Annotated in this window: 18 protein-coding genes, 1 other RNA gene and 1 riboswitch; of the genes, 13 read left to right on the top strand and 6 right to left on the bottom strand. The window is 64.8% G+C overall.

The window, feature by feature from the left end; translation table 11 throughout:
- Positions 1-558: 558 nt before the first annotated feature.
- From M1E01_RS07075 to M1E01_RS07065, 3 genes are all read left to right on the top strand, one after another.
- Positions 559-4,383: a multifunctional oxoglutarate decarboxylase/oxoglutarate dehydrogenase thiamine pyrophosphate-binding subunit/dihydrolipoyllysine-residue succinyltransferase subunit gene (locus M1E01_RS07075; RefSeq protein ID WP_457974354.1), complete on the top strand. Its 3,825-nt coding sequence runs from the start codon at positions 559-561 to the stop codon at positions 4,381-4,383.
- A 176-nt stretch (positions 4,384-4,559) separates the two neighbouring features.
- The gene (locus tag M1E01_RS07070) at positions 4,560-5,159 is read left to right on the top strand and encodes a GDSL-type esterase/lipase family protein (protein ID WP_457974353.1); all 600 of its coding nucleotides are present in this window, start codon (positions 4,560-4,562) and stop codon (positions 5,157-5,159) included.
- A 105-nt stretch (positions 5,160-5,264) separates the two neighbouring features.
- The gene (locus M1E01_RS07065) at positions 5,265-5,339 is read left to right on the top strand and encodes a 50S ribosomal protein bL37 (protein ID WP_369299106.1); all 75 of its coding nucleotides are present in this window, start codon (positions 5,265-5,267) and stop codon (positions 5,337-5,339) included.
- Between the two features lie 79 nt (positions 5,340-5,418).
- Here the strand turns inward: M1E01_RS07065 and rsrA are convergent, their stop codons facing one another.
- Together rsrA and M1E01_RS07055 are read right to left on the bottom strand one after the other, a co-directional pair.
- A complete protein-coding gene (gene rsrA, locus M1E01_RS07060) occupies positions 5,419-5,679 on the bottom strand; it encodes a mycothiol system anti-sigma-R factor (protein WP_457974352.1) in 261 nt (86 codons plus the stop codon).
- Entirely contained in the window at positions 5,676-6,401 is a 726-nt protein-coding gene (locus tag M1E01_RS07055) for a sigma-70 family RNA polymerase sigma factor (protein WP_457974351.1), read from the bottom strand. The genes rsrA and M1E01_RS07055 overlap by 4 nt, the downstream gene beginning before the upstream one ends.
- 448 nt (positions 6,402-6,849) lie before the next feature.
- On the opposite strand from M1E01_RS07055, the gene M1E01_RS07050 reads away from it, so the two are divergent.
- The 10 genes from M1E01_RS07050 to M1E01_RS07005 all read left to right on the top strand — a co-directional run bounded on the left by M1E01_RS07050 (position 6,850) and on the right by M1E01_RS07005 (position 15,463).
- Positions 6,850-7,398 carry a DoxX family protein gene (locus M1E01_RS07050; RefSeq protein ID WP_457974350.1) on the top strand — a complete coding sequence of 183 codons (549 nt, stop codon included), beginning with the start codon at positions 6,850-6,852 and terminating at the stop codon, positions 7,396-7,398.
- Positions 7,399-7,404: 6 nt separating this feature from the next.
- Positions 7,405-8,796: a 3-phosphoshikimate 1-carboxyvinyltransferase gene (gene aroA / locus M1E01_RS07045; RefSeq protein ID WP_457974349.1), complete on the top strand. Its 1,392-nt coding sequence runs from the start codon at positions 7,405-7,407 to the stop codon at positions 8,794-8,796.
- Positions 8,780-9,895 carry a ribosome small subunit-dependent GTPase A gene (gene rsgA / locus M1E01_RS07040; RefSeq protein ID WP_457974348.1) on the top strand — a complete coding sequence of 372 codons (1,116 nt, stop codon included), beginning with the start codon at positions 8,780-8,782 and terminating at the stop codon, positions 9,893-9,895. Before aroA ends, rsgA begins: the two co-directional genes overlap by 17 nt.
- Positions 9,896-9,960: 65 nt before the next feature.
- A complete protein-coding gene (hisN, locus tag M1E01_RS07035) occupies positions 9,961-10,773 on the top strand; it encodes a histidinol-phosphatase (RefSeq protein ID WP_457974347.1) in 813 nt (270 codons plus the stop codon).
- Between the two features lie 170 nt (positions 10,774-10,943).
- Positions 10,944-11,057, top strand: a riboswitch (SAM riboswitch).
- Positions 11,058-11,092: 35 nt separating this feature from the next.
- A complete protein-coding gene (locus M1E01_RS07030; RefSeq protein ID WP_457974346.1) occupies positions 11,093-12,496 on the top strand; it encodes an aminotransferase class V-fold PLP-dependent enzyme in 1,404 nt (467 codons plus the stop codon).
- A 104-nt stretch (positions 12,497-12,600) separates the two neighbouring features.
- Complete coding sequence (locus M1E01_RS07025; protein ID WP_457974345.1) at positions 12,601-13,386, top strand: class I SAM-dependent methyltransferase; 786 nt, start codon at positions 12,601-12,603, stop codon at positions 13,384-13,386.
- Positions 13,383-14,099 (top strand): metal-dependent transcriptional regulator, encoded by a 717-nt coding sequence (locus M1E01_RS07020; RefSeq protein ID WP_457974344.1) that lies wholly within the window; start codon positions 13,383-13,385, stop codon positions 14,097-14,099. The genes M1E01_RS07025 and M1E01_RS07020 overlap by 4 nt, the downstream gene beginning before the upstream one ends.
- 132 nt (positions 14,100-14,231) lie before the next feature.
- Positions 14,232-14,678, top strand: coding sequence for a fluoride efflux transporter FluC (locus M1E01_RS07015; RefSeq protein WP_457974892.1), 447 nt, complete (start codon positions 14,232-14,234; stop codon positions 14,676-14,678).
- A 5-nt stretch (positions 14,679-14,683) separates the two neighbouring features.
- The gene (locus tag M1E01_RS07010; protein ID WP_457974891.1) at positions 14,684-15,052 is read left to right on the top strand and encodes a fluoride efflux transporter FluC; all 369 of its coding nucleotides are present in this window, start codon (positions 14,684-14,686) and stop codon (positions 15,050-15,052) included.
- A gap of 48 nt (positions 15,053-15,100) precedes the next feature.
- A complete protein-coding gene (locus M1E01_RS07005) occupies positions 15,101-15,463 on the top strand; it encodes a hypothetical protein (RefSeq protein WP_457974343.1) in 363 nt (120 codons plus the stop codon).
- A 334-nt stretch (positions 15,464-15,797) separates the two neighbouring features.
- Here M1E01_RS07005 and M1E01_RS07000 read toward each other — a convergent pair whose 3' ends face one another.
- From M1E01_RS07000 to M1E01_RS06985, 4 genes are all read right to left on the bottom strand, one after another.
- Entirely contained in the window at positions 15,798-16,781 is a 984-nt protein-coding gene (locus M1E01_RS07000) for a S1C family serine protease (protein WP_457974342.1), read from the bottom strand.
- Between the two features lie 203 nt (positions 16,782-16,984).
- Positions 16,985-17,353, bottom strand: a transfer-messenger RNA (tmRNA) gene (gene ssrA, locus M1E01_RS06995).
- Positions 17,354-17,433: 80 nt separating this feature from the next.
- Positions 17,434-17,904: an SsrA-binding protein SmpB gene (smpB, locus tag M1E01_RS06990; RefSeq protein ID WP_457974341.1), complete on the bottom strand. Its 471-nt coding sequence runs from the start codon at positions 17,902-17,904 to the stop codon at positions 17,434-17,436.
- 111 nt (positions 17,905-18,015) lie between these two features.
- Positions 18,016-19,473 (bottom strand): peptidoglycan DD-metalloendopeptidase family protein, encoded by a 1,458-nt coding sequence (locus M1E01_RS06985; RefSeq protein ID WP_457974340.1) that lies wholly within the window; start codon positions 19,471-19,473, stop codon positions 18,016-18,018.
- Between the last annotated feature and the right edge of the window lie 2 nt (positions 19,474-19,475).

Genomic DNA, 19,475 nt, shown 5'->3' with positions numbered 1-19,475 from the left:
TTGCGCTACCTCGCTTGAGGCCTGCGTGAAGGGAAGCGACAGACGTTGGGATCGTGCACGGGGTTTGCCGGCGCTGTGGTCAGGCTGTGCCGCGGTGCTGATTCTGCCCCGCTGACAGCCCCCAGGCCGGCACCTAGATTTACTGTCCATAAGAATTGCAGTTTACAGGAGTACCTCTGCCTCCCGCGTCAAGGCCGGGGCACAAAGCCCGGTGAGCTTGAACAGGTGCAGGGGCCCCGGCGGTTCCGCCCGCAGCTCTGGTCGGCAACTTTCACTCGGCCCGACGGTGTGCGAGGCATCCGGGCGACGGCGTGAGTCCGCCGGTTCCGAAGCACACGGAGGGTCCGGTTCTGCGCTCTTCGAACCAGATGTCTATGGGATTTTCGCCACAGTACGGCAGCTACATGATTTGGATCACCCTTATTGGCAGTTAACCCGTGAACGTCACTAGACTGGCAAAGGTCTGGGTTCATAGGACACAGAAACTGGTTCGATTGTTGTGCCGTGGCACCTTGGCGACCAGAGGGAAATCAAACTCATGGAAGAGGCGTATTTCAAGTGCCAGAGCAGCCTAGCCACCGTCTACCAGAGGAATTTGGCGGAAACGAGTGGCTCGTTGACGAACTGTACGAGCGTTACCAGCAGGACAAGAATACGGTTGATGCTAAATGGTGGCCACTGTTCGAGTCTTTTGACAGCGGCAACGGCCCATCTTCCAACGGTGCCCCGAGCACTGCAAACACGCAGGCTCACCCCCCTACGCGGGAGATGCCCCTCGTAGCTCCCCCGGCTCCTGCCAAAGCCCCCGCTTCGGCGGCCCAGGCACCGGCAGCCCCGCAGGCACCGTCGCCTGCCGTAGCTGCTCCCGCTGCCCCGGCCGAACCCGCGAAGAAGGCACCTGCAACCGTGGCCCGCGACGGAGCCAAAAAGACTGAGGCGGGCACCGGCGCCCAGCCCATCCCCGCGCAGCTCCCCAAGAATGTCAAGGCGCCCACAGCGCCCGAGGAGGATGTCGTTTCCGTCCTCCGCGGTCCGGCCAAAGCCATCGCGACCAACATGGTGACCAGCCTCGAGGTCCCCACGGCTACTTCCGTCCGTGCCATTCCGGCCAAGCTGCTGATCGACAACCGCGTCGTCATCAACTCCAACCTGGCCCGTGCACGCGGCGGCAAGGTCTCCTTCACCCACCTCATCGGTTACGCGGTCATCCGGGCGCTTTCCCAGTTCCCGTCGATGAACGTCTACTACGACGAGGTGGACGGCAAGCCGGTCGCCGTCCAGCCCGCCCACGTGAACTTCGGCATCGCCATCGATATGCCGAAGCCTGACGGCACCCGCCTGCTCATGGTGCCGAACATCAAGAAGGCCGAGACGCTCAACTTCTCGGAGTTCTGGCACACGTACGAGGACCTGATCAAGCGCGCCCGCAACGGCAAGCTGACAGCCGAGGACCACCAGGGCACCACTGTGTCCCTGACCAACCCCGGCGGCATCGGCACGGTCCACTCCGTTCCCCGCCTGTCCAAGGGCCAGGCCGCCATCATCGGCGTCGGTGCTTTGGACTACCCGGCGGAGTTCCAGGGTGCCAGCGAGAAGATCATCGCCCATAACGCCATCAGCAAGGTCCTCACCCTTACCTCCACCTACGACCACCGCGTCATCCAGGGTGCAGGCAGCGGCGAGTTCCTCAAGCTGGTGCACTCCCTCCTGCTCGGCGCGCAGAACTTCTACGACGAGATCTTCGAGTCCCTGCGCATTCCGTACGAGCCGGTGCGCTGGAGCGCTGACCTCCAGATAGATCCGTCCGACCAGATCAACAAGGTCGCACGGATCCAGCAGCTGATCCACTCCTACCGCGTCCGCGGCCACCTCATGGCGGACACTGATCCGCTGGAGTACGTGCAGCGCAAGCACCCGGACCTTGACGTCCTGACCTACGGCCTGACGCTGTGGGACCTGGACCGTGAATGGCCCACGGGCGGATTCGGCGGCAAGCCGCAGCTGAAATTCCGCGACATTCTCGGTGTACTCCGCGACGCCTACTGCCGCACCACCGGCATCGAGTACATGCACATCCAGGAGCCGGCTGAGCGCAAGTGGTTCCAGGACCAGCTGGAGCACCCGTACTCCAAGCCGAGCCGCGACGAGCAGCTGCGCATCGTCTCCAAGCTCAACGCGGCCGAGGCCTTCGAGACCTTCCTGCAGACCAAGTTCGTCGGCCAGAAGCGCTTCTCCCTGGAAGGCGGGGAATCCCTGATTCCGCTGCTGGACTCCATCATCTCCGACGCAGCCGACGACGGCCTGGACGAGGTCGCCATCGGCATGGCCCACCGCGGCCGCCTCAACGTGCTGACGAACATCGCCGGCAAGACCTACGCCCAGGTCTTCCGCGAGTTCGAAGGCACCCAGGACCCCCGCTCCGTGCAGGGCTCCGGTGACGTCAAGTACCACCTGGGCACCGAGGGCACGTTCACCTCGGACAACGGCAACGAGACCAAGGTCTACCTCGCCGCCAACCCCTCGCACCTCGAGGCTGTGGACCCCGTGCTTGAAGGCATCGTCCGCGCCAAGCAGGACCGCCTGGACCAGGGTGAGGCCTTCCCCGTGCTGCCGATCATGGTGCACGGCGACGCAGCCTTTGCCGGGCAGGGCGTCGTGGCGGAGACCCTCAACCTTTCCCAGCTTCGCGGTTACCGTACCGGCGGCACCATCCACGTCGTGGTCAACAACCAGGTGGGCTTCACCACGGCACCGTCCTCGTCACGGTCCAGCACCTACTCGACTGACGTCGCGAAGATGATTCAGGCGCCTGTGTTCCATGTGAACGGCGACGATCCCGAGGCCGTGGTCCGCGTTGGCCAGCTGGCCTACGAGTTCCGCCAAAAGTTCCACAAGGACGTCGTCATTGACATGGTCTGCTACCGGCGCCGGGGCCACAACGAGGGCGACGATCCCTCGATGACCCAGCCGCTCATGTACAACCTCATCGAAGCGAAGCGTTCGGTCCGCAAGCTTTACACCGAGTCCCTGATCGGCCGTGGTGACATCACTGAGGAAGAAGCAGAGCAGCTGCTGCGCGACTACCAGGAACGCCTGGAGCGTGTCTTCGCCGAGACGCACGCGGCGCAGACCTCGCCGATTCCGATCATTACCGCTGACTCCTCGGCAGTATCGGACCTCGAGAGGCCGCAGGCCCAGCAGTCGGACTCTGGCATTAACGCCCCCGTCTCCACGGCGATCTCCGCGGACACGCTGGCCCGCATCGGCAAAGCCCACCTGGAGATCCCGGATGGCTTCACCGTGCACGCCAAGCTCAAGCAACTGCTCGAGAAGCGTGAGCAGATGTCCCGCGAGGGCAGCATTGACTGGGGCTTCGGCGAAATCGCGGCGTTCGGCTCGCTCATCTTGGAAGGCGTACCCGTGCGCCTCGCCGGCCAGGACTCGCGCCGCGGTACTTTTGTGCAGCGCCACGCCGTGTTCCACGACCGTGCCAACGGCAACGAGTGGCTGCCTCTGGGCAACCTCTCCGACAGCCAGGCGAAGCTGTGGATCTACGACTCCCTGCTGTCCGAATACGCGGCCATGGGCTTCGAGTACGGCTACTCCGTGGAGCGTCCCGATGCCCTTGTGCTCTGGGAAGCCCAGTTCGGCGACTTCGTCAACGGCGCACAGACCATCATCGATGAGTTCATTTCCTCCGCCGAGCAGAAGTGGGGCCAGCGCTCGTCACTGGTGCTGATGCTGCCGCACGGCTACGAAGGACAGGGCCCGGACCACTCGTCCGCACGGATTGAGCGTTTCCTGCAGATGTGCGCCGAGGAAAACATGATCGTCGCCAACCCCACGACGGCCGCTTCGCACTTCCACCTGCTGCGCCGCCAGGCCTACAGCCGGCCGCGGAAGCCGCTCATCATCTTCACACCCAAGCAGCTGCTGCGCCTCAAGGCTGCCGCGTCCGCGGTGGAGGACTTCACCACGGGCGGATTCCGCCCCGTCATCGGTGAACACGAGCAGCTGCAGGCGGACGCCGTCGAACGCGTTCTGCTTGTCTCCGGGCGCCTTTACTACGACCTGCTGTCCACCCGGCAGAAGACAGGCGACAAGACGACGGCGATCATCCGCGTCGAGCAGCTTTACCCGCTGCCCGACGAGGAGATCGCAGCCGAGCTGGCGAAGTACCCGAACGCCGAAGTGGTCTGGGCGCAGGACGAACCTGCGAACCAGGGCCCGTGGCCGTACATGGGCTTGAACCTCCCGCAGGCGCTGGACCGTAAGATCCGGCTCGTGTCACGGCCGGCTTCGGCCTCCACTGCGGCAGGCTCCATGAAGCGCCACGCTGCCGAGCAGGATACGCTCCTGAAGCAGGCATTCGCGCGCAAGTAGCAGCACAGCTGCCCGGCCGGACGGTGAAATACCGCTTCCCGCCGGGCAGTTCTGTTTAATCGGCATGAGTTAATGGACAGAGCCAGGGACTCCTGGCTGCAGGATCCCAGTGGCACAACGTCTGCGGGGCTCTCCGGCAGCCAGGACACGTCGTCAATATAAGTGAAGAGGTAGTAGTGGAAGACAGGAAGCTGCGCATCGCAGCTGTTGGAGATGAACTGCTGGCCGGTCTCGGGGATCCGCGGGCACTGGGATGGTTGGGACGAGTCCTGGCCCGCACACCGCAGGACGGCATGGCAGTTGAGAGCTTCTCACTTCCCTGTCCCCAGGAAGGCACCGAGGGCCTTGCTGCCCGCTGGCAGGAGGAAGCCGGCCGCCGCTTCAGCGACCACCACGAAAACCGGCTGGTCATCGGGCTCTCGGGCCGCGACGTCGAATTCGGCCTCTCGACCGCCCGCAGCAGGCTGAACCTGGCCAACATCCTTGACTCCGCCACCCAAAAGAGGCTCGAGGTGTTTGTGGTAGGACCTCCACCAACGCTTGATCCTGCCCAGAACCGCCGGCTGGGCGAGCTGAACACCGCCTTCGCGGACGTCACCACGCGCCGCAAGCACTTCTACGTGGACACCTTCTCGCCACTGCTCAATCATGAGCAGTGGCGCCAGGACCTGGCGGCCAACGGCGGCACACCCGGCCAGGCCGGTTACGGTTTGATGGCGTGGCTGGTGCTGCACCGGGGCTGGTTCCAGTGGCTGGGAATGGACGCCCCTGAGTGATGGGTGTCCGGGGTCCCGCCCGCTTCCCCCGGTTTCGCTGCGCGTCCCCGGATGTGGGAGACTTGAGGGCAGCTCTTTCGAGTACCGATATTAAGGAGGCCAGCTATGAGCAAGCGTGCACGTAAGCGTCGTGACCGTAAGCGCGGCGGCGCTAACCACGGGAAGCGCCCCAACACCTAAGCCACGGCTTGAACCGATGCTTAAGCAAAGTGCCCCTGCGACCACTTGGTCGCGGGGGCACTTTGCTGTGGCGGGCGAATCAGGCGTCAACCGGCCGGATGTTGTGGATTCTGTCCAGGATCGCGTTCTTCAGGTTTTCGGGAGCCGACTCTGTGCAGGAGCGCTTAACGACCTTGCGGATAACGCACTCAAGGTCGTACTGCTCCGTGCATTCCGGGCACTCGTCCAGATGCTGCTTTATCTCGCTAATGTCACTGCGGGTCAATGCACCATCAAGATACTCGTAGATGCGTTGCATCCGGGCGTCGTCGCAATCGCCCAATCCCTGGCAGTCGCTCATTTCCTGTTCTCCTGTTTGTTGCCTTCTGCTGCCGTCTGGGGGTCGGCAGCTTTAAATCCCCGCTCAGCGGCGTAATCCGCCAGCATGTCCCGCAGCATTTTCCGGCCGCGGTGGAGCCGCGACATGACCGTGCCGATGGGGGTGTTCATGATGTCTGAAATTTCCTTGTACGCGAAGCCCTCGACGTCTGCGAAGTAAACAGCCAGCCGGAACTCCTCCGGTATCTCCTGCAGCGCCCGCTTGACGTCGGAATCCGGCAGGTGGTCCAGCGCCTCCGCCTCGGCCGAACGGAGTCCGCTCGACGTGTGCGATTCGGCCCGTGCGAGCTGCCAGTCCTCTATGGTGTCCGAGTTTGACTGCAGCGGCTCGCGCTGCCGCTTCCGGTAGAGGTTGATGTAAGTGTTCGTGAGGATGCGGTACAGCCAGGCCTTGAGGTTGGTCCCGGGCTTGTACTGGTGGAACGCCGAGAATGCCTTGGTGTAGGCCTCCTGCACAAGATCCTCCGCGTCCGACGGGTTGCGTGCCATGCGCATGGCAGCTGAATAGAGCTGGTCCACATACTGCATGGCGTCGCGCTCGAACCGAACCCGGCGCGCTTCCGGGCTTTCGGTGGCGACATCAATTGCCTCCGCCGGCTCCCCTGCCTGCGAGGTGCTGATGCCCTCGGTGCCGTCGCCGGCGTCCTGTTGCGAGGCCTCTAAGGCCGGATCCACGGTGCTCATTGTTTTCAAGTCTACTGTCACGACGGGAACAGCCCACGGGTTGGCAGGCGCCGGCTTTCCTGCAGCGCGACCGGATCCGGCACCATAGCCCGCGTGCGTTGACATCTCCGGCGTCACTTCAAACTGCCCCAGGGCCGCGACATCCACCGGTCCCCGTGCGTACATAGCGTCTTTTACCAACGTCAAAGCTCCATCTCCACTCCGTTTTCCGCACTGCCCCTGGTTCCGGCATTGCACCGGTTCCCGGCGCCGCCCTGGCGGGGCGTGACGGGGGGCTGCCCGAAGCGGCACGCCATGCTTGAATCAGGCGGCGGCCTGGGCCGCTGTCCCAGGGCGCTCCGGACCTGCAATGCACAACGGCGTGCGGCGGGCAAATATTCCGCAAAAGTGCAAGACTAGAACCGACTCCGCCGCAGTCACCGCGGCTCGTCCATCCAGGAGGAAATTCATGTCCTTTGTCCGTTTTCTCGCCCGGCCGATGCTGGCTTCAAGTTTCGTCCTCGCGGGCGTGGACAAGCTCAGGAATAGTGACGACACTGCGGAACAGTTGTCGCCCCTCCTGCGCCGCGCCGCCGATGCCCTTCCCTTCCAGACCAATGAGAAGGTCCTGGCCCGGGTCATCGGCGGAACCCAGGTAGGCGCCGGTATCCTTTTCGCTACCGGCAAGTTCGCCAGGCTGTCGGCCAGCCTTTTGGCTCTCATCTCAGCCCTGAATGCCTTCGTGGAGTACCGCAGCGCGGACATCAGCAGCAAGCAAGGCCGGGAAGCCCGCCGCAACCAGCTGCTCAAGAATGTCACCCTGACCGGCGGCGTACTCCTGGCCTCGGTCGACACGGCTGGCAAGCCGAGCCTGGCCTGGCGTGCCGAGCACCTGGCTGCGGACGCCCGGAAGACCGCCACACACCTGGCCACCGACGCGCGGAAGACTACCGGGAAGAAGCTGCACAAGGCCGACAAGGCAGTACGCAAGGCCGTAGACCATGCAGTGGGGGCATAAGCAGGAATGACCGGATCCATCACGGAAGCCTCAGCCGACCAGGCCGGGTCTGCTGCGCACTGGCCTGCCCCGTTCGCTGAGCAGCCCGTCGACGCGACAGTACGCGTCCCGGGTTCGAAGTCGCTGACCAACAGGTACCTCGTGCTCGCCGCGCTGGCTGACGGGCCATCCCGCCTCAGGGCACCGCTCCACTCGCGGGATTCGGCCCTGATGATCAGTGCACTGCGCCAGCTCGGCGCCGAGGTCCGGGAAGTACCCGGCGACGGAGCGTTCGGCCCCGACCTGGAAGTGGCGCCGATCCAGGCTGCCGCGGAAGCAACGGACACCGCCATCGACTGCGGCTTGGCCGGCACCGTCATGCGTTTCGTGCCGCCTCTGGCGGCGCTCCGTAACGGCGTGGCAGTGTTCGACGGCGATCCCCACGCCCGGGAGCGCCCGATGGGAACCATCATCGAGGCCCTCACTGGGCTCGGCGTCACCGTCCGCGGCGAGGACGACGGGACACCCTCCTCGCTGCCCTTCCGAGTGGAGGGCTCGGGCGAAGTCCAGGGCGGGCACCTGGTCATCGACGCAAGCGCATCATCGCAGTTTGTCTCTGCACTGCTGCTGGTGGGCGCACGCTTCACCGAAGGGCTGCATCTCGAACACGCAGGTCCCTCCGTGCCCAGCCTGGATCACATCAACATGACTGTGGCGGTCCTGCGCGGCGTCGGTGTGGACGTGGACGATTCCACCCCAAACCACTGGATTGTGAGCCCGGGACCCATCCGGGCCTTCGATGAACGGATTGAGCAGGACCTCTCCAACGCCGGCCCCTTCCTGGCGGCTGCCCTGGCCTCCGGCGGGACGGTGCGCATTCCGGACTGGCCGGAACACACTACGCAGGTGGGCGACCTCTGGCGGACTATCCTGGCGGACATGGGCGCCACCGTAACGCTCGACGGCGGCACCCTCACCGTCACAGGCGGCCCGGGGATCCAGGGGGCGGAGTTCGCTGAAACCAGCGAACTGGCACCAACAGTGGCAGCGCTCTGCGCTCTTGCCAACGGACCGTCCCGGCTCAGCGGCATCGCGCATCTTCGCGGCCACGAAACTGACCGGCTCGCAGCCCTGGTCACTGAAATCAACCGCCTCGGCGGGGATGCAGAAGAGACCGACGACGGCCTGATCATCCGCCCGGCCAAGCTCCACGGCGGCGTGGTTCACAGCTACGCGGACCACCGGATGGCCACTGCCGGGGCGATCCTGGGCCTGGCAGTCAGGGGCGTTCAGGTACAGGACATCGGCACCACCGCCAAGACCATGCCAGACTTCCCGCAGCTGTGGGCGGACATGCTGGCGCAGGGCAGTACCACAGACGCCGGCGCTACGGGGACCAGCGGTGGCACGGAAGACTGACTCCTGGGACGAATCCGACGTACGTATCCGGCCGAACAAGAAGGGGTCGCGTCCGCGCACCAAGGACCGGCCCAGCCACGACGATGCCGTGACCGGACGCATCATCACCGTTGACCGCGGCCGGTATACGGCCGTCGTCGGCGAGGACTCCGGAAACGAACGGACCGTCATCGCCGCCCGCGCCAGAGAGCTCCGCCGCTCCCCCGTTGTTGCCGGCGACTTCGTGTCCCTTGTGGGCGATGTGTCGGGAGCCCCGGACACCCTCGCCCGGCTCGTGAAGATCCAGGACCGGAAGACGCTGCTGCGCCGGAGCGCCGATGACACGGACCCGGTCGAGCGGGCAGTCGTGGCCAACGCGGACCAGCTCGTGGTGGTTGTTGCCGCGGCGAACCCCGAGCCACGCACCGGATTCATTGACCGTGCACTGGTGGCCGCTTACGACGCCGGCATCGAACCCCTCCTGCTCATCACCAAGGCGGACGTCAAAGACCCCTCGGATCTCCTGGACAACTACCGGCACCTGGATTTCCCGGTCATCATCAGCCGGACGGCCGACTCGGCGGCTTCGGGCATCGACGCCCGCTCGGACGACGGGCTGTCGGCCCGCCTCGACCTGGACGCCGTCTCGCAGATTCGGGCGCATCTGGACGGCAAGGTCACCGTCATGCTGGGACACTCGGGCGTCGGCAAGTCGACCATGGTGAACGCGCTGACCGGTGCCGAACGGGCAACCGGCGGCGTTAACGCCGTCACGGGGCGGGGCCGGCACACGTCGTCGTCCGCCCTTGCGCTGAAACTGGCGGACGCACCGCCCGGCAGCTGGATCATCGACACCCCCGGCATCCGGTCCTTCGGGCTGGCCCACGTGGATCCTGACCGAATCCTGCATTCTTTCCCCGACCTTGAGCCCGGCACTGAAAACTGCGAACGGGGCTGCAAGCACGATGCTGGTGCCGTCAACTGCGGCGTGGACGCCTGGGTCGAGGCCGGGCGGGCCGGACCGTCCGGCCCCGCCCGGCTGGCCTCCCTACGCCGGCTCCTGGGCACTGATCCGCGTGCGGAAGCACAGGAAACAAAGGAACTCGGCACCGTCGGCTGACCCTCTCCGGGTTCCGGCATGCTGACATCCCCGCCCCCGTGGTCCTTTGACGGTAGTTTGGAACCATGAGCCAACCCGCTTCGAACTACAACGATGATCTGCGCCTTGCCCATGTCCTGGCGGATTCCGTGGATGACCAAACCATGAGCCGGTTTAAGGCCCTTGACCTTCAGATCGAAACCAAGCCCGATCTGACCCCGGTCACGGACGCAGACAAAGCCGCAGAGGAGTCAATCCGCGGCCAGCTGTCCAGGTCCCGGCCGCGTGACGCCGTACTCGGCGAGGAGTTCGGCAGTTCCGGGCACGGCTCCCGGCGCTGGATTATCGACCCCATCGACGGGACCAAGAACTTCGTGCGGGGAGTGCCGGTGTGGGCCACCCTGATCGCCCTCGTTGATGAAGGTGAACCGGTAGTGGGCCTGGTCAGCGCGCCGGCACTCGGCAAACGCTGGTGGGCCGCCAAGGGCGCTGGAGCCTACATGGGCCGTTCCCTGGCAGCCGCCACCCGGCTCAGGGTTTCAAACGTCTCGAAGCTCTCGGACGCGTCGCTGTCCTACTCCAGCCTCGGCGGCTGGAAGGAGCGCGGAAACCTGGACGATTTCATCGCGCTCACCGAGGAGGTCTGGCGCACCCGTGCCTTCGGTGATTTCTGGTCCTACTGCATGGTCGCCGAAGGCTGTGTGGACATCGCGTGCGAGCCTGAACTGAATCTGTACGACATGGCCGCACTGGTTCCCATCGTCACCGAAGCCGGCGGCAGGTTCACCTCGCTGGAGGGAACCGACGGGCCCTTCGGCGGCAATGCGCTCGCCACCAACTCGATTCTTCATTCCGAAGTCCTCAGGCGCCTTAACCCGCAACTGGACGATCTGCTTTAGTTCGGCGATACAGCCACTTTTTGGAATATCACGACGGCGGATGCCCGCTCGGGTGGGCAGCCGCCGTCGCAAGTTCGGCTGATTGCGAAAAATAAGAACGCCGTAACAAACCGCTTAACATTCGCGCTGGTCTTTTTCGCCGGCCTGCCGGATGTTCTACGCTCTTTACAGGTCACGAGTGCCAGCGCAAAACCCCGGTTTGCTGGCCGGCAACCCTCCATTCGCGGTGGGGTGCCCCGGGTGACGACCAGGCCGATCCGGAACGGACACGGCAAGCGCGGATCCCCGTCACCAGGGGTCCTTTTCTTAGCGAGGTCCCATGACAACTGCAACCTTCCCTTCCACCGCCGCCGGCCTGATCAACGGTCGTTGTGCCGCTGCCGGACGGCCGCTGGCAGCAGTCACCGGCGCCGAGATCCAAGCCCCGCTGATCCAGGGCGGCCACGTGCGCTACGCCAATCTGGACTACGGAGCCTCCGCCCCGGCGCTGTCCGTGGTTTCCGCATACCTCAACGAGATCCTGCCGTTCTACGCCAGCGTGCACCGCGGTGCCGGATACGCATCGCAGATCAGCACGTCCGTGTACGAGAACGCCCGGAACATCGTCCGTGAGTTCGTCGGCGGCCGCTCCGACGACTCTGTTATCTTTACGCGCAACACTACGGATTCGCTGAATCTGCTGGCGGGCTGCCTGCCCGTGGAAGACCACCACCACACCGGCGAAGTCCTTTATCTGGACATCGAACACCATGCCAACCTGCTGCCGTGGCAGGGTGTTCCGCACCGCAGCGTCGTGGCCTCCGACTCCCTTGAGGACACCGTTGAAAGCCTGCGGGCCGAACTGCGGCACGGCCACGTCAGCCTCCTCGCCGTCACAGGTGCCTCGAACGTCACCGGGGAAATCCTTCCGATCCGCCGCCTTGCGGCGCTTGCCCACGAATTCGGCGCACGGATCGTGGTGGACGCCGCACAGCTCGCCCCGCACCGGCGTATCGACATTGCCGCTGACGACGTCGATTACCTCGCATTCTCAGGCCATAAGCTCTACGCGCCGTTCGGCTCCGGCGTACTCGTCGGACGCCCTGACTGGCTCGACGCCGGAACGCCCCACCTTGCCGGCGGCGGCGCCGTCAGCGAAGCGCGGATCGACGGCGTCAGCTGGACCACCGGTCCGGCACGCCACGAAGGCGGCTCACCCAACGTCCTGGGTGCAGCCACCCTTGCCCGCGCCACCCAAGTCATCGCTGCCCTGGACCAGGAGAGCTGGCACGCCCATGAGGCCGCCATCCGTTCCTTCCTGATGGAAGGCCTGCAGAGGATCGAGGGCGTCACGGTCCACCAGATCTTCGCCGACACCGACCCGGACGACACCATCGGCGTGGTCAACTTCTCGGTGGAAGGGTATGATGCCGGACTTGTGGCAGCCTACCTGTCCGCCGAGCACGGCGTCGGGCTGCGCGACGGCCGCTTCTGCGCCCACCCGCTGCTGAAGCGCCTCGGCTTGCCCTCAGGCTCGCTGCGGGCAAGCTTCGGCGTCGGTTCCCGGCTCGAGGATGCAGAACGCCTTCTCGCCGGCATCGAACAGCTGCGCCGCAGCGGCCTCGGCTGGGACTACGTGGTGGATTCCGGCCGCTGGGTCCCGGCCAACGACTCCCGCACCTACCCGCACTGGGCACCCAACACCCCCGGCACCGCCGGTGCGGCCCCCTGCAACCAGGATTAGCCCTCCGCGCCGGACCGCATACTTCCGCGACTGCTGCGTAGTGTGAGCTGATTGCGGTAGATTCGAAAGGTAAATTTTTCGGCCCTGCCCTAAGGAGACTGCGCGTGGCACGGGGTGGCCCCAAACTCGACCACGGGCGCCGGCAGGAACTTGGACTGAGCTTCCAGGACGGCGGCGAGCATTACCACCGTGTCCGCCCCGGTTATCCTGGTCAATCGGCCGACTGGCTCATCCCCGCCGGCGCCCGCACCGCGGCAGACATCGGAGCGGGAACCGGTAAGTACACGGCCCTGCTCGTGGAGCGCGGCCTGCGCGTCACTGCAGTGGACCCATCGGCCGATATGCTTGAGCAGCTGCGCAGCTCCTACCCTACGGTGGACACTCTGGAGGGAAAAGCTGAGGAAACGGGACTGCCCGGCTCGGCCTTCGATGTCGTCACCGTGGCGCAGGCCTGGCACTGGTGCGACCCGTTGCGGGCCAGCACCGAGATTGCCCGGATCCTGCGGCCCGGCGGCGTTCTTGGCCTGATCTGGAACCAGCTGGACACATCAGTGCCCTGGGTTCACCGGCTCTCACGCATCATGCACGCCGGCGACGTCCACAAGCCGCACTTCCGTCCGCCGCTGGGACCCGAATTCACCGGTCTGGAAAGCCACCTGACCCGGTGGGAGGACCCGGTGACCACGGCTGACATTGTCGAGCTCACCAAGTCGCGGAGCTACTATCTCAGAGCCAGCGCGACCACGCGGGCCAAGGTCACTGCAAACCTCGACTGGTATCTCCACGAACATCTGGGCCACACTGGGGGCGAGCTGCTGCACCTGCCGTACCTCACCCAGACATGGCGGGCCCTGAGGCCATCCGCGCACCGGGTAGGCTTGGATCCGTGAAGACCAGCACGCCATCCTCCTCCATCGAGGACTACGTCAAGGTCATCTACTCTTTCACGGAGTGGCAGGACAAGCCCATCACCTCCACGCAGCTCGCCCAGCGCCTTGGCGTGGCCAACTCCTCAGTCTCGGAGATGGTGCGCAAGCTCAAGGACCAGGGGCTGGTGCTGCACAAGCCGTACAGTGCCATCACGCTCACTCCTGAAGGAGTGCGCCTCGCACTTTCCATGGTCCGCAGGCACCGCCTCATCGAGACTTACCTGGTTCAAGACCTCGGCTATAGCTGGGACGAGGTGCATGATGAGGCCGAACTCCTCGAGCATGCCGTGTCCGATACCTTTATCGAGCGGATGGCAGCGAAGCTGGGCAATCCCACCCGCGATCCTCATGGGGACCCCATTCCATCCGCCGACGGCACCGTGCAGGTTCCGCTTGCGCACCGGATGAGCGAGCTGGATGACGGTCACACCGGCAGGATTACCCGGATCAGCGACGAGAACCCCGACCTGCTGCGGTACCTTGCCGCCGAGCAGATTGACCTGGACTCCGACGTCGAAATCGTGGGGCGCAGGCCCTTCGGCGGCGCACTAATGGTGCGCATCGGCCCTGCAGGGAACAGGCGCAGCTTCGACCTGGCCGACGAAGTCACGTCCGCGCTGTGGGTCCACAGCGACGCGGCTCATCCGGGCTGCCGCATGGCCAGCGCAGGATGAGCGCAGTCCGTCCGGACCACCTCCCGGGGCTGGTTCATCCCGGATGGCTGGTTCAGCCCGTATCTCTGGTTCACGCCTTGTGGCTGGTACATGCCCTATGGCTGGTTCATGCCTTATGAAAGCTCCGGCCTCATGAAGGCTGCGGAAACTGCCGCAGCAGCGGTGAAGGAGCCTGGCAGACGCACTTGGAAGGCCTGGGCAGCCGTTGCTGCGGGAGGACTGTTTGGGAGCGAACTGCGATACGGGCTCGGCGTGCTCTTTCCGGAGCAGGCAGGCAGCGTGCCATGGACAACGCTCACCATCAATGTGGCCGGAAGCTTCATCCTTGGCATGCTCACAACCGTCTGGATCGCTCGCCCGCGAACGGCCTTCTGGCTTCGGGCCGGCATTGGTCCCGGGCTGCTCGGTTCCTTCACGACGTTTTCGGCCCTGGTCGCCTCCGTCGACCAGTTGGCGCGTGGCGGATTCCACGCCGCGTGGATGTCCTACCTGTTCCTGTCAGTCCTGCTGGGACTCGGTGCGGCAGCCTTGGGGTGGAAGGCAGGCAAAGCGATCGCCGGCGAGGGGGGCACGCCGTGACCTCTCTGGTGGTTCCGCTGCTCGTGGGGCTGTTCGGCACTGTCGGGGCACTTCTGCGGTTTGCCGCAGACAGCTGGCTCGCGGGACGGCCCACGCCACGCAGCCATTGGCCGTGGGCCACCCTGACGGTCAATGCCGCAGGGTCCTTCATTATCGGACTTTCCATCGGCCTGAGCAGCACGCTCGGCGCCGAATGGCATGCCGCGCTCACGACCGGTCTCGCCGGCGGGCTCACAACCTTCAGTTCCTGGACCACCGCAACCGTGCGGCTGGTGAGCGAAGCCCGTTACGGCGCGGCGGCACTGAACATCGGCGTCAACCTGCTGGCCGGTCTCGCCGCCGCGGCAGCGGGGATCGCACTGAGCGGCGGTTGACTCCGCCAGCGGGCGCTCCCATACCCTGTTACCGTAAGGTGGACTGTGATGATAAGCAGACGTGATGCGGCTATTGCCCTCGATATACCACTGGAAATGGCACAGCGTCACGGGATTCCCAGCAGGATGACCGAGGCCGAGCTGGGCGAGATCCTGGACAATCCCCCGCAGTGGCTGCTGCAGTCCAGGGAAAACCGTACCGGGCAGAGGCCTGTCTGGGTACACCTGCGCTGTGAGGTCTGCGGTTACACCGAAGCCGCGCGGCCCAAGAAATGGTGGCCCGAGTTCACCTATGTCAGCTGCAGCCACCACAGCCCGGCCGATGTGCCTCCGCCCGCTCCGGGATTCATCCGCAGCGAATTCGACGGCGTTGGCAGCCGTTTCATCGGCATCTCGGACGTTCAGGGCTGACCAGCCGACATTCTGGACTCCCGCGGCCGGTTGCGCGGCGCGGGCATTACATTCCCGGTTGAACAGGCGTAATTTTACGTACGAGGGGCACACTCCTGCCCCTCGTACAAGGGAGTGCGCCATGCCTGACAAGTCACCACATACGCATCAGCAGAAAAAAGCGGGCAAGACCATCAAACAGAAACGCGCGGACAAAAAGGCCAAGGGGCCTCTCGAGGGCCCCGCGGACCCCGTGGCGCATCTGAAGAAGCGTCGGTAACCCACACTGCGCAACCAGGAACGGAGCCGGATTCCGGCTCCGTTTCTGGTGCCTGCCCTCTACCTTTTGCCTGGCCTACCCCAAGTCGTCCATCTCCGCGGGCACGGCCGTGAGCGCCAGCTCGCGGCCGTCCCGAAGGACCACGATGGTCATGGGAACGTCGACGGCATCGGCAAAGAGGAGCTTCTGAAGGCTTTCAGCGTTGCTCACCGGACGGGACCCCGCCCGCAGCAGTACGTCGTCCACCTTCACTCCTGCCGCCTCTGCGGGTGAACCCGCGAGGACTTCGACAACGCGCAGCCCCTCACGCTGCCCGGTGCGGATCACGGCACTGGGGCCGAGTCTGAAGGGTGTGCTGACCACGCCCAGGTAGGCGCGGCGAACCCGTCCGTCGGACAGGAGCGCCGAGATGATCCGCCGCGTGGTGCTGTTGATCGGCACAGCCAGCCCCAGCCCTGCACCTGCCACAGCTGTGTTGATTCCGACAATCCTGCTGCGGGCATCGGCCAGGGCACCGCCCGAGCTGCCCGCATTCAAGGCCGCGTCGGTCTGAATGACGTCCTCGATCACGCGCCGGTTGCGGCCGGCCCACACGGGAATGGCCCTGCCGAGGCCGCTGACCACGCCTGCCGTCACCGACCCATTGAGTCCGAGGGGGTTGCCCACCGCGATGACCAACTGTCCCACGCGGAGCGATTCGGCATCGCCAAACTCGGCGGGCGCCACATGGGGTGCGTGGCCGTGGACCACGGCCAGGTCGGACAGGGGATCAGCTCCCACCAGTTCCACATCGGTGGCGGAGCCGTCTGCAAAAACAGCCCGGCCCTTCTGCGTCCCGGCGACGACGTGGGCATTGGTCAACAGGTACCCGTCCTCGGTGAAAAGCACGGCCGAACCTGCACCGACCCGGAAACGGCCATTCCGCCGGTTGCCGGTCATTTCAATGGCTGCGACATGCGGAGTGACGGTACTCGCGACCCGCATAACGGTTTCGGAATAGGCGTCAAGGGCGTCGTCGCCCCTGTCGGGATCTGATGGCTGTGCCGGCGTCCTAGACATGGCGCGCCTCCCTTGGCGGTTCGATCTGGTGCACGTTGCGGTGCTTTATCAGGTCAACCCGCCCGGCCGCCGGCCTAGTCCCCAAAAGCCTACGCCGTTGGTGAACAGCACGGCTCCGCTCCCCTGCCGTCGCAATCGAAGACACGCTGGCTTAAACAGCAGCAGCCCGGACCTGGGTCCGGGCTGCTGCTTCAGGATTTATAACGTGGAGATGGGGGGAATTGAACCCCCGTCCGATGTCGTGTTGTCAGGGCTTCTCCGGGCGCAGTTTGCGTCGGATTTTCTCGGCCCCAGCCATGCTGCAAACAGCTGGCTGATCCGGGCCCAGTCATCTAAGAGTCCCGCTTACCCCGATGACGGGGGCAAACAGCAGTGGCTATCTAAATGACGCCAGGATCCGGGGCGATAGCAACCTCGGGCTGACGGACTGTCTTACTGCTTAGGCAGCAAGAGCGAAGTCAGTGCGCTTAGATTCGGCACTTATTGGTTTGCAGAAAGCGTTTACGAGATAATTCTGCATCCTCGGCCCGCTTCACCTGTCGCGACTAACATCGTCGAAACCGATCATCCCCATATTCTGTTACCAAACCGGCTGGAACCTGAACCCCTGCCGGACTATCAATCATAACGCATCCCCGCGTCGGAAAATTTCCTACCTGCGGTTGCGCTCCCGCATGGTGCGGAGCGCCTCACGCTTGTCCTGCTGTTCACGCAGGGTCTGGCGCTTGTCATACTCCTTTTTACCGCGGGCAATGCCGATCTCGACCTTGGCGCGTCCGTCCAGGAAGTACAGCTGCAGGGGCACCACGGTGAAGCCGGACTCCCTGATCTTGTGGGAAATCTTGATCAGCTCCTCGCGGTGCAGCAGGAGCTTACGGCGCCGCCGGGCTGCGTGATTGGTCCAGCTTCCCTGGTTGTATTCGGGGATGTGGATTCCCTCCATCCACAGCTCATCGTTGTAGAAGGTGCAGAACCCATCCACCATGGAGGCATGGCCCTCGCGGAGGGATTTCACCTCGGTGCCCATCAACGCTATCCCGGCCTCATAGGTGTCCAGGACATGGTAGTCATGCCGGGCCTTCCGGTTGGTGGCCACTACCTTACGGCCACTTTCTTTCGGCACGGTAGAACTCCTCAGATCTTGAAAACGTGCAGCCCGGGAATCTCCTGGGCACAGTCACTCCAGTCTACGGCAGGCACTCCGCTACAGGACTGCCACAGGTAAGGCCGGCCGCTAGAGCAGCCGCATCGGGTCCACCGCTTCACCGTTCAGCCACGTCTCAAAGTGGGAATGGCAGCCGGTGGAGTTGCCGGTAGTACCGGAGTAGGCAATCAGCTGCCCCTGGCTGACCTGCTGCCCGACCGACACCACGACGCTCGCGTTGTGATAGTAAATGGTGGTCAACGAGTTGCCCTGCACCACGCCATGGGAAATCTTGACGTTGTTGCCGCCGCCGTCGTCACCCCACCCGGCAGAGAAAACGGTGCCCGCGGTCGGTGCGTACACGGGCGTTCCGCAGCTTGCGCCAAAGTCGATGCCGGTGTGCATGTAGCCACCGGAGCCGTAGAAATCCACCGTTCCCGGCGGCGTTGCACGCCACCCGAAACCTGAGGTGATCGGGACGCCGTTGGAGAATGGGTGGCGGAGTCCAAACGACGACGGCGGGCCGGGTACCGGAGGCACGTACGGCTTCACAATCCGTGCCCGCGCGGCGGCCTCAGCGTCACCTCTTGCCCTGGCCTCGGCCTCGGCACGTGCACGGGCTGCCGCTGCGGCGGCCTCTGCAATGCGGCGCTGTTCGGCCAGCCAAGCCTCGCGCAGCTTACGGTCCCGCTCAACGATCTCGGCCGCCACAGCTTCCTGACGGGCCTTCACGGTCGCGAGTTTCTTCTGAATCCCGGGCTTCGCAGCTTCCAGTTGCTGGTTCAGGCGCGCCGTGTCCGCGATGAGCTTGTCCACCTTGGCCTTTTTGGCGGCTGCTTCGTCCCGCGCGGCCTTTTCCTTCGCGAGTGCCGCGTCGGCCTTGGCCTTAAGGTCCCGGATCTCAGCCTCCACGGCTTCCAGGCGGGCCTGGGAGTTCACGTTGGTGGCGTTCTGCTGGGTCAGCTTGTCCATCGCCGAGTTCTGGCTGCGCATGGCCTGGTCTGCCAGGTCAATCGTGTCGGTGAGGCTGCCGGTGTTGTTCGACCCGAAAAACAGGGTCAGGTTCGACGGCACCCCTCCCGATTTGTACGCTTGGGTGGCGATCTGGCCGATCAGCTTCTTCGTGCTGGCGATCTTCTGCTTGTCCGCGTCGAGCTGCTGGGTGATCTTCGCCTTGTTCTGTTGGGCAAGGTCGACGCGGGCGGCCAGTGCCTCCACTTCCTTCACTGCACTCGCTACCCGCCCCTGCGCCTCGAGCAGAGCCTGCTGGGCGCCGGGGAGCTGGCCACGGAACATGACGAGGTCCGCGGCCGCCTTGGAAATCTTGGCATCGACGAATTCGAGGGACTGCTGAACCCGGGACGCCTCCGCCTTCAGCGCTGCCTGCTGATCTTCGAGTTCACCGGCAAAAGCCGGAGCAGATGTACCCAGGCCGGCTGCGAGGACCACGGCCAGGGCAGCGCTGATGATCCTGAGCTGGCGCCCGGCTGGTGCGCAGGACCATGTGCGGCCGGGCTTCGCGGTCATAGGGATTCCTTCGATGGTCATGG

Source organism: Arthrobacter sp. D1-17, assembly GCF_054130535.1.
Note: the sequence above shows the minus strand (reverse complement) of the source record. Positions and strands in the feature narration are given on the sequence as shown.

What these genes read in the sequence shown, in the direction of transcription:
- rsrA (WP_457974352.1), bottom strand. Translation starts at nt 5,679, where the DNA reads ATGAGCGACTGCCAGGGATTGGGCGATTGCGACGACGCCCGGATGCAA.
- M1E01_RS07055 (WP_457974351.1), bottom strand. Translation starts at nt 6,401, where the DNA reads ATGAGCACCGTGGATCCGGCCTTAGAGGCCTCGCAACAGGACGCCGGC.
- M1E01_RS07050 (WP_457974350.1), top strand. Translation starts at nt 6,850, where the DNA reads ATGTCCTTTGTCCGTTTTCTCGCCCGGCCGATGCTGGCTTCAAGTTTC.
- aroA (WP_457974349.1), top strand. Translation starts at nt 7,405, where the DNA reads ATGACCGGATCCATCACGGAAGCCTCAGCCGACCAGGCCGGGTCTGCT.
- hisN (WP_457974347.1), top strand. Translation starts at nt 9,961, where the DNA reads ATGAGCCAACCCGCTTCGAACTACAACGATGATCTGCGCCTTGCCCAT.
- M1E01_RS07030 (WP_457974346.1), top strand. Translation starts at nt 11,093, where the DNA reads ATGACAACTGCAACCTTCCCTTCCACCGCCGCCGGCCTGATCAACGGT.
- M1E01_RS07015 (WP_457974892.1), top strand. Translation starts at nt 14,232, where the DNA reads ATGAAGGCTGCGGAAACTGCCGCAGCAGCGGTGAAGGAGCCTGGCAGA.
- M1E01_RS07005 (WP_457974343.1), top strand. Translation starts at nt 15,101, where the DNA reads ATGATAAGCAGACGTGATGCGGCTATTGCCCTCGATATACCACTGGAA.
- M1E01_RS07000 (WP_457974342.1), bottom strand. Translation starts at nt 16,781, where the DNA reads ATGTCTAGGACGCCGGCACAGCCATCAGATCCCGACAGGGGCGACGAC.
- M1E01_RS06985 (WP_457974340.1), bottom strand. Translation starts at nt 19,473, where the DNA reads ATGACCATCGAAGGAATCCCTATGACCGCGAAGCCCGGCCGCACATGG.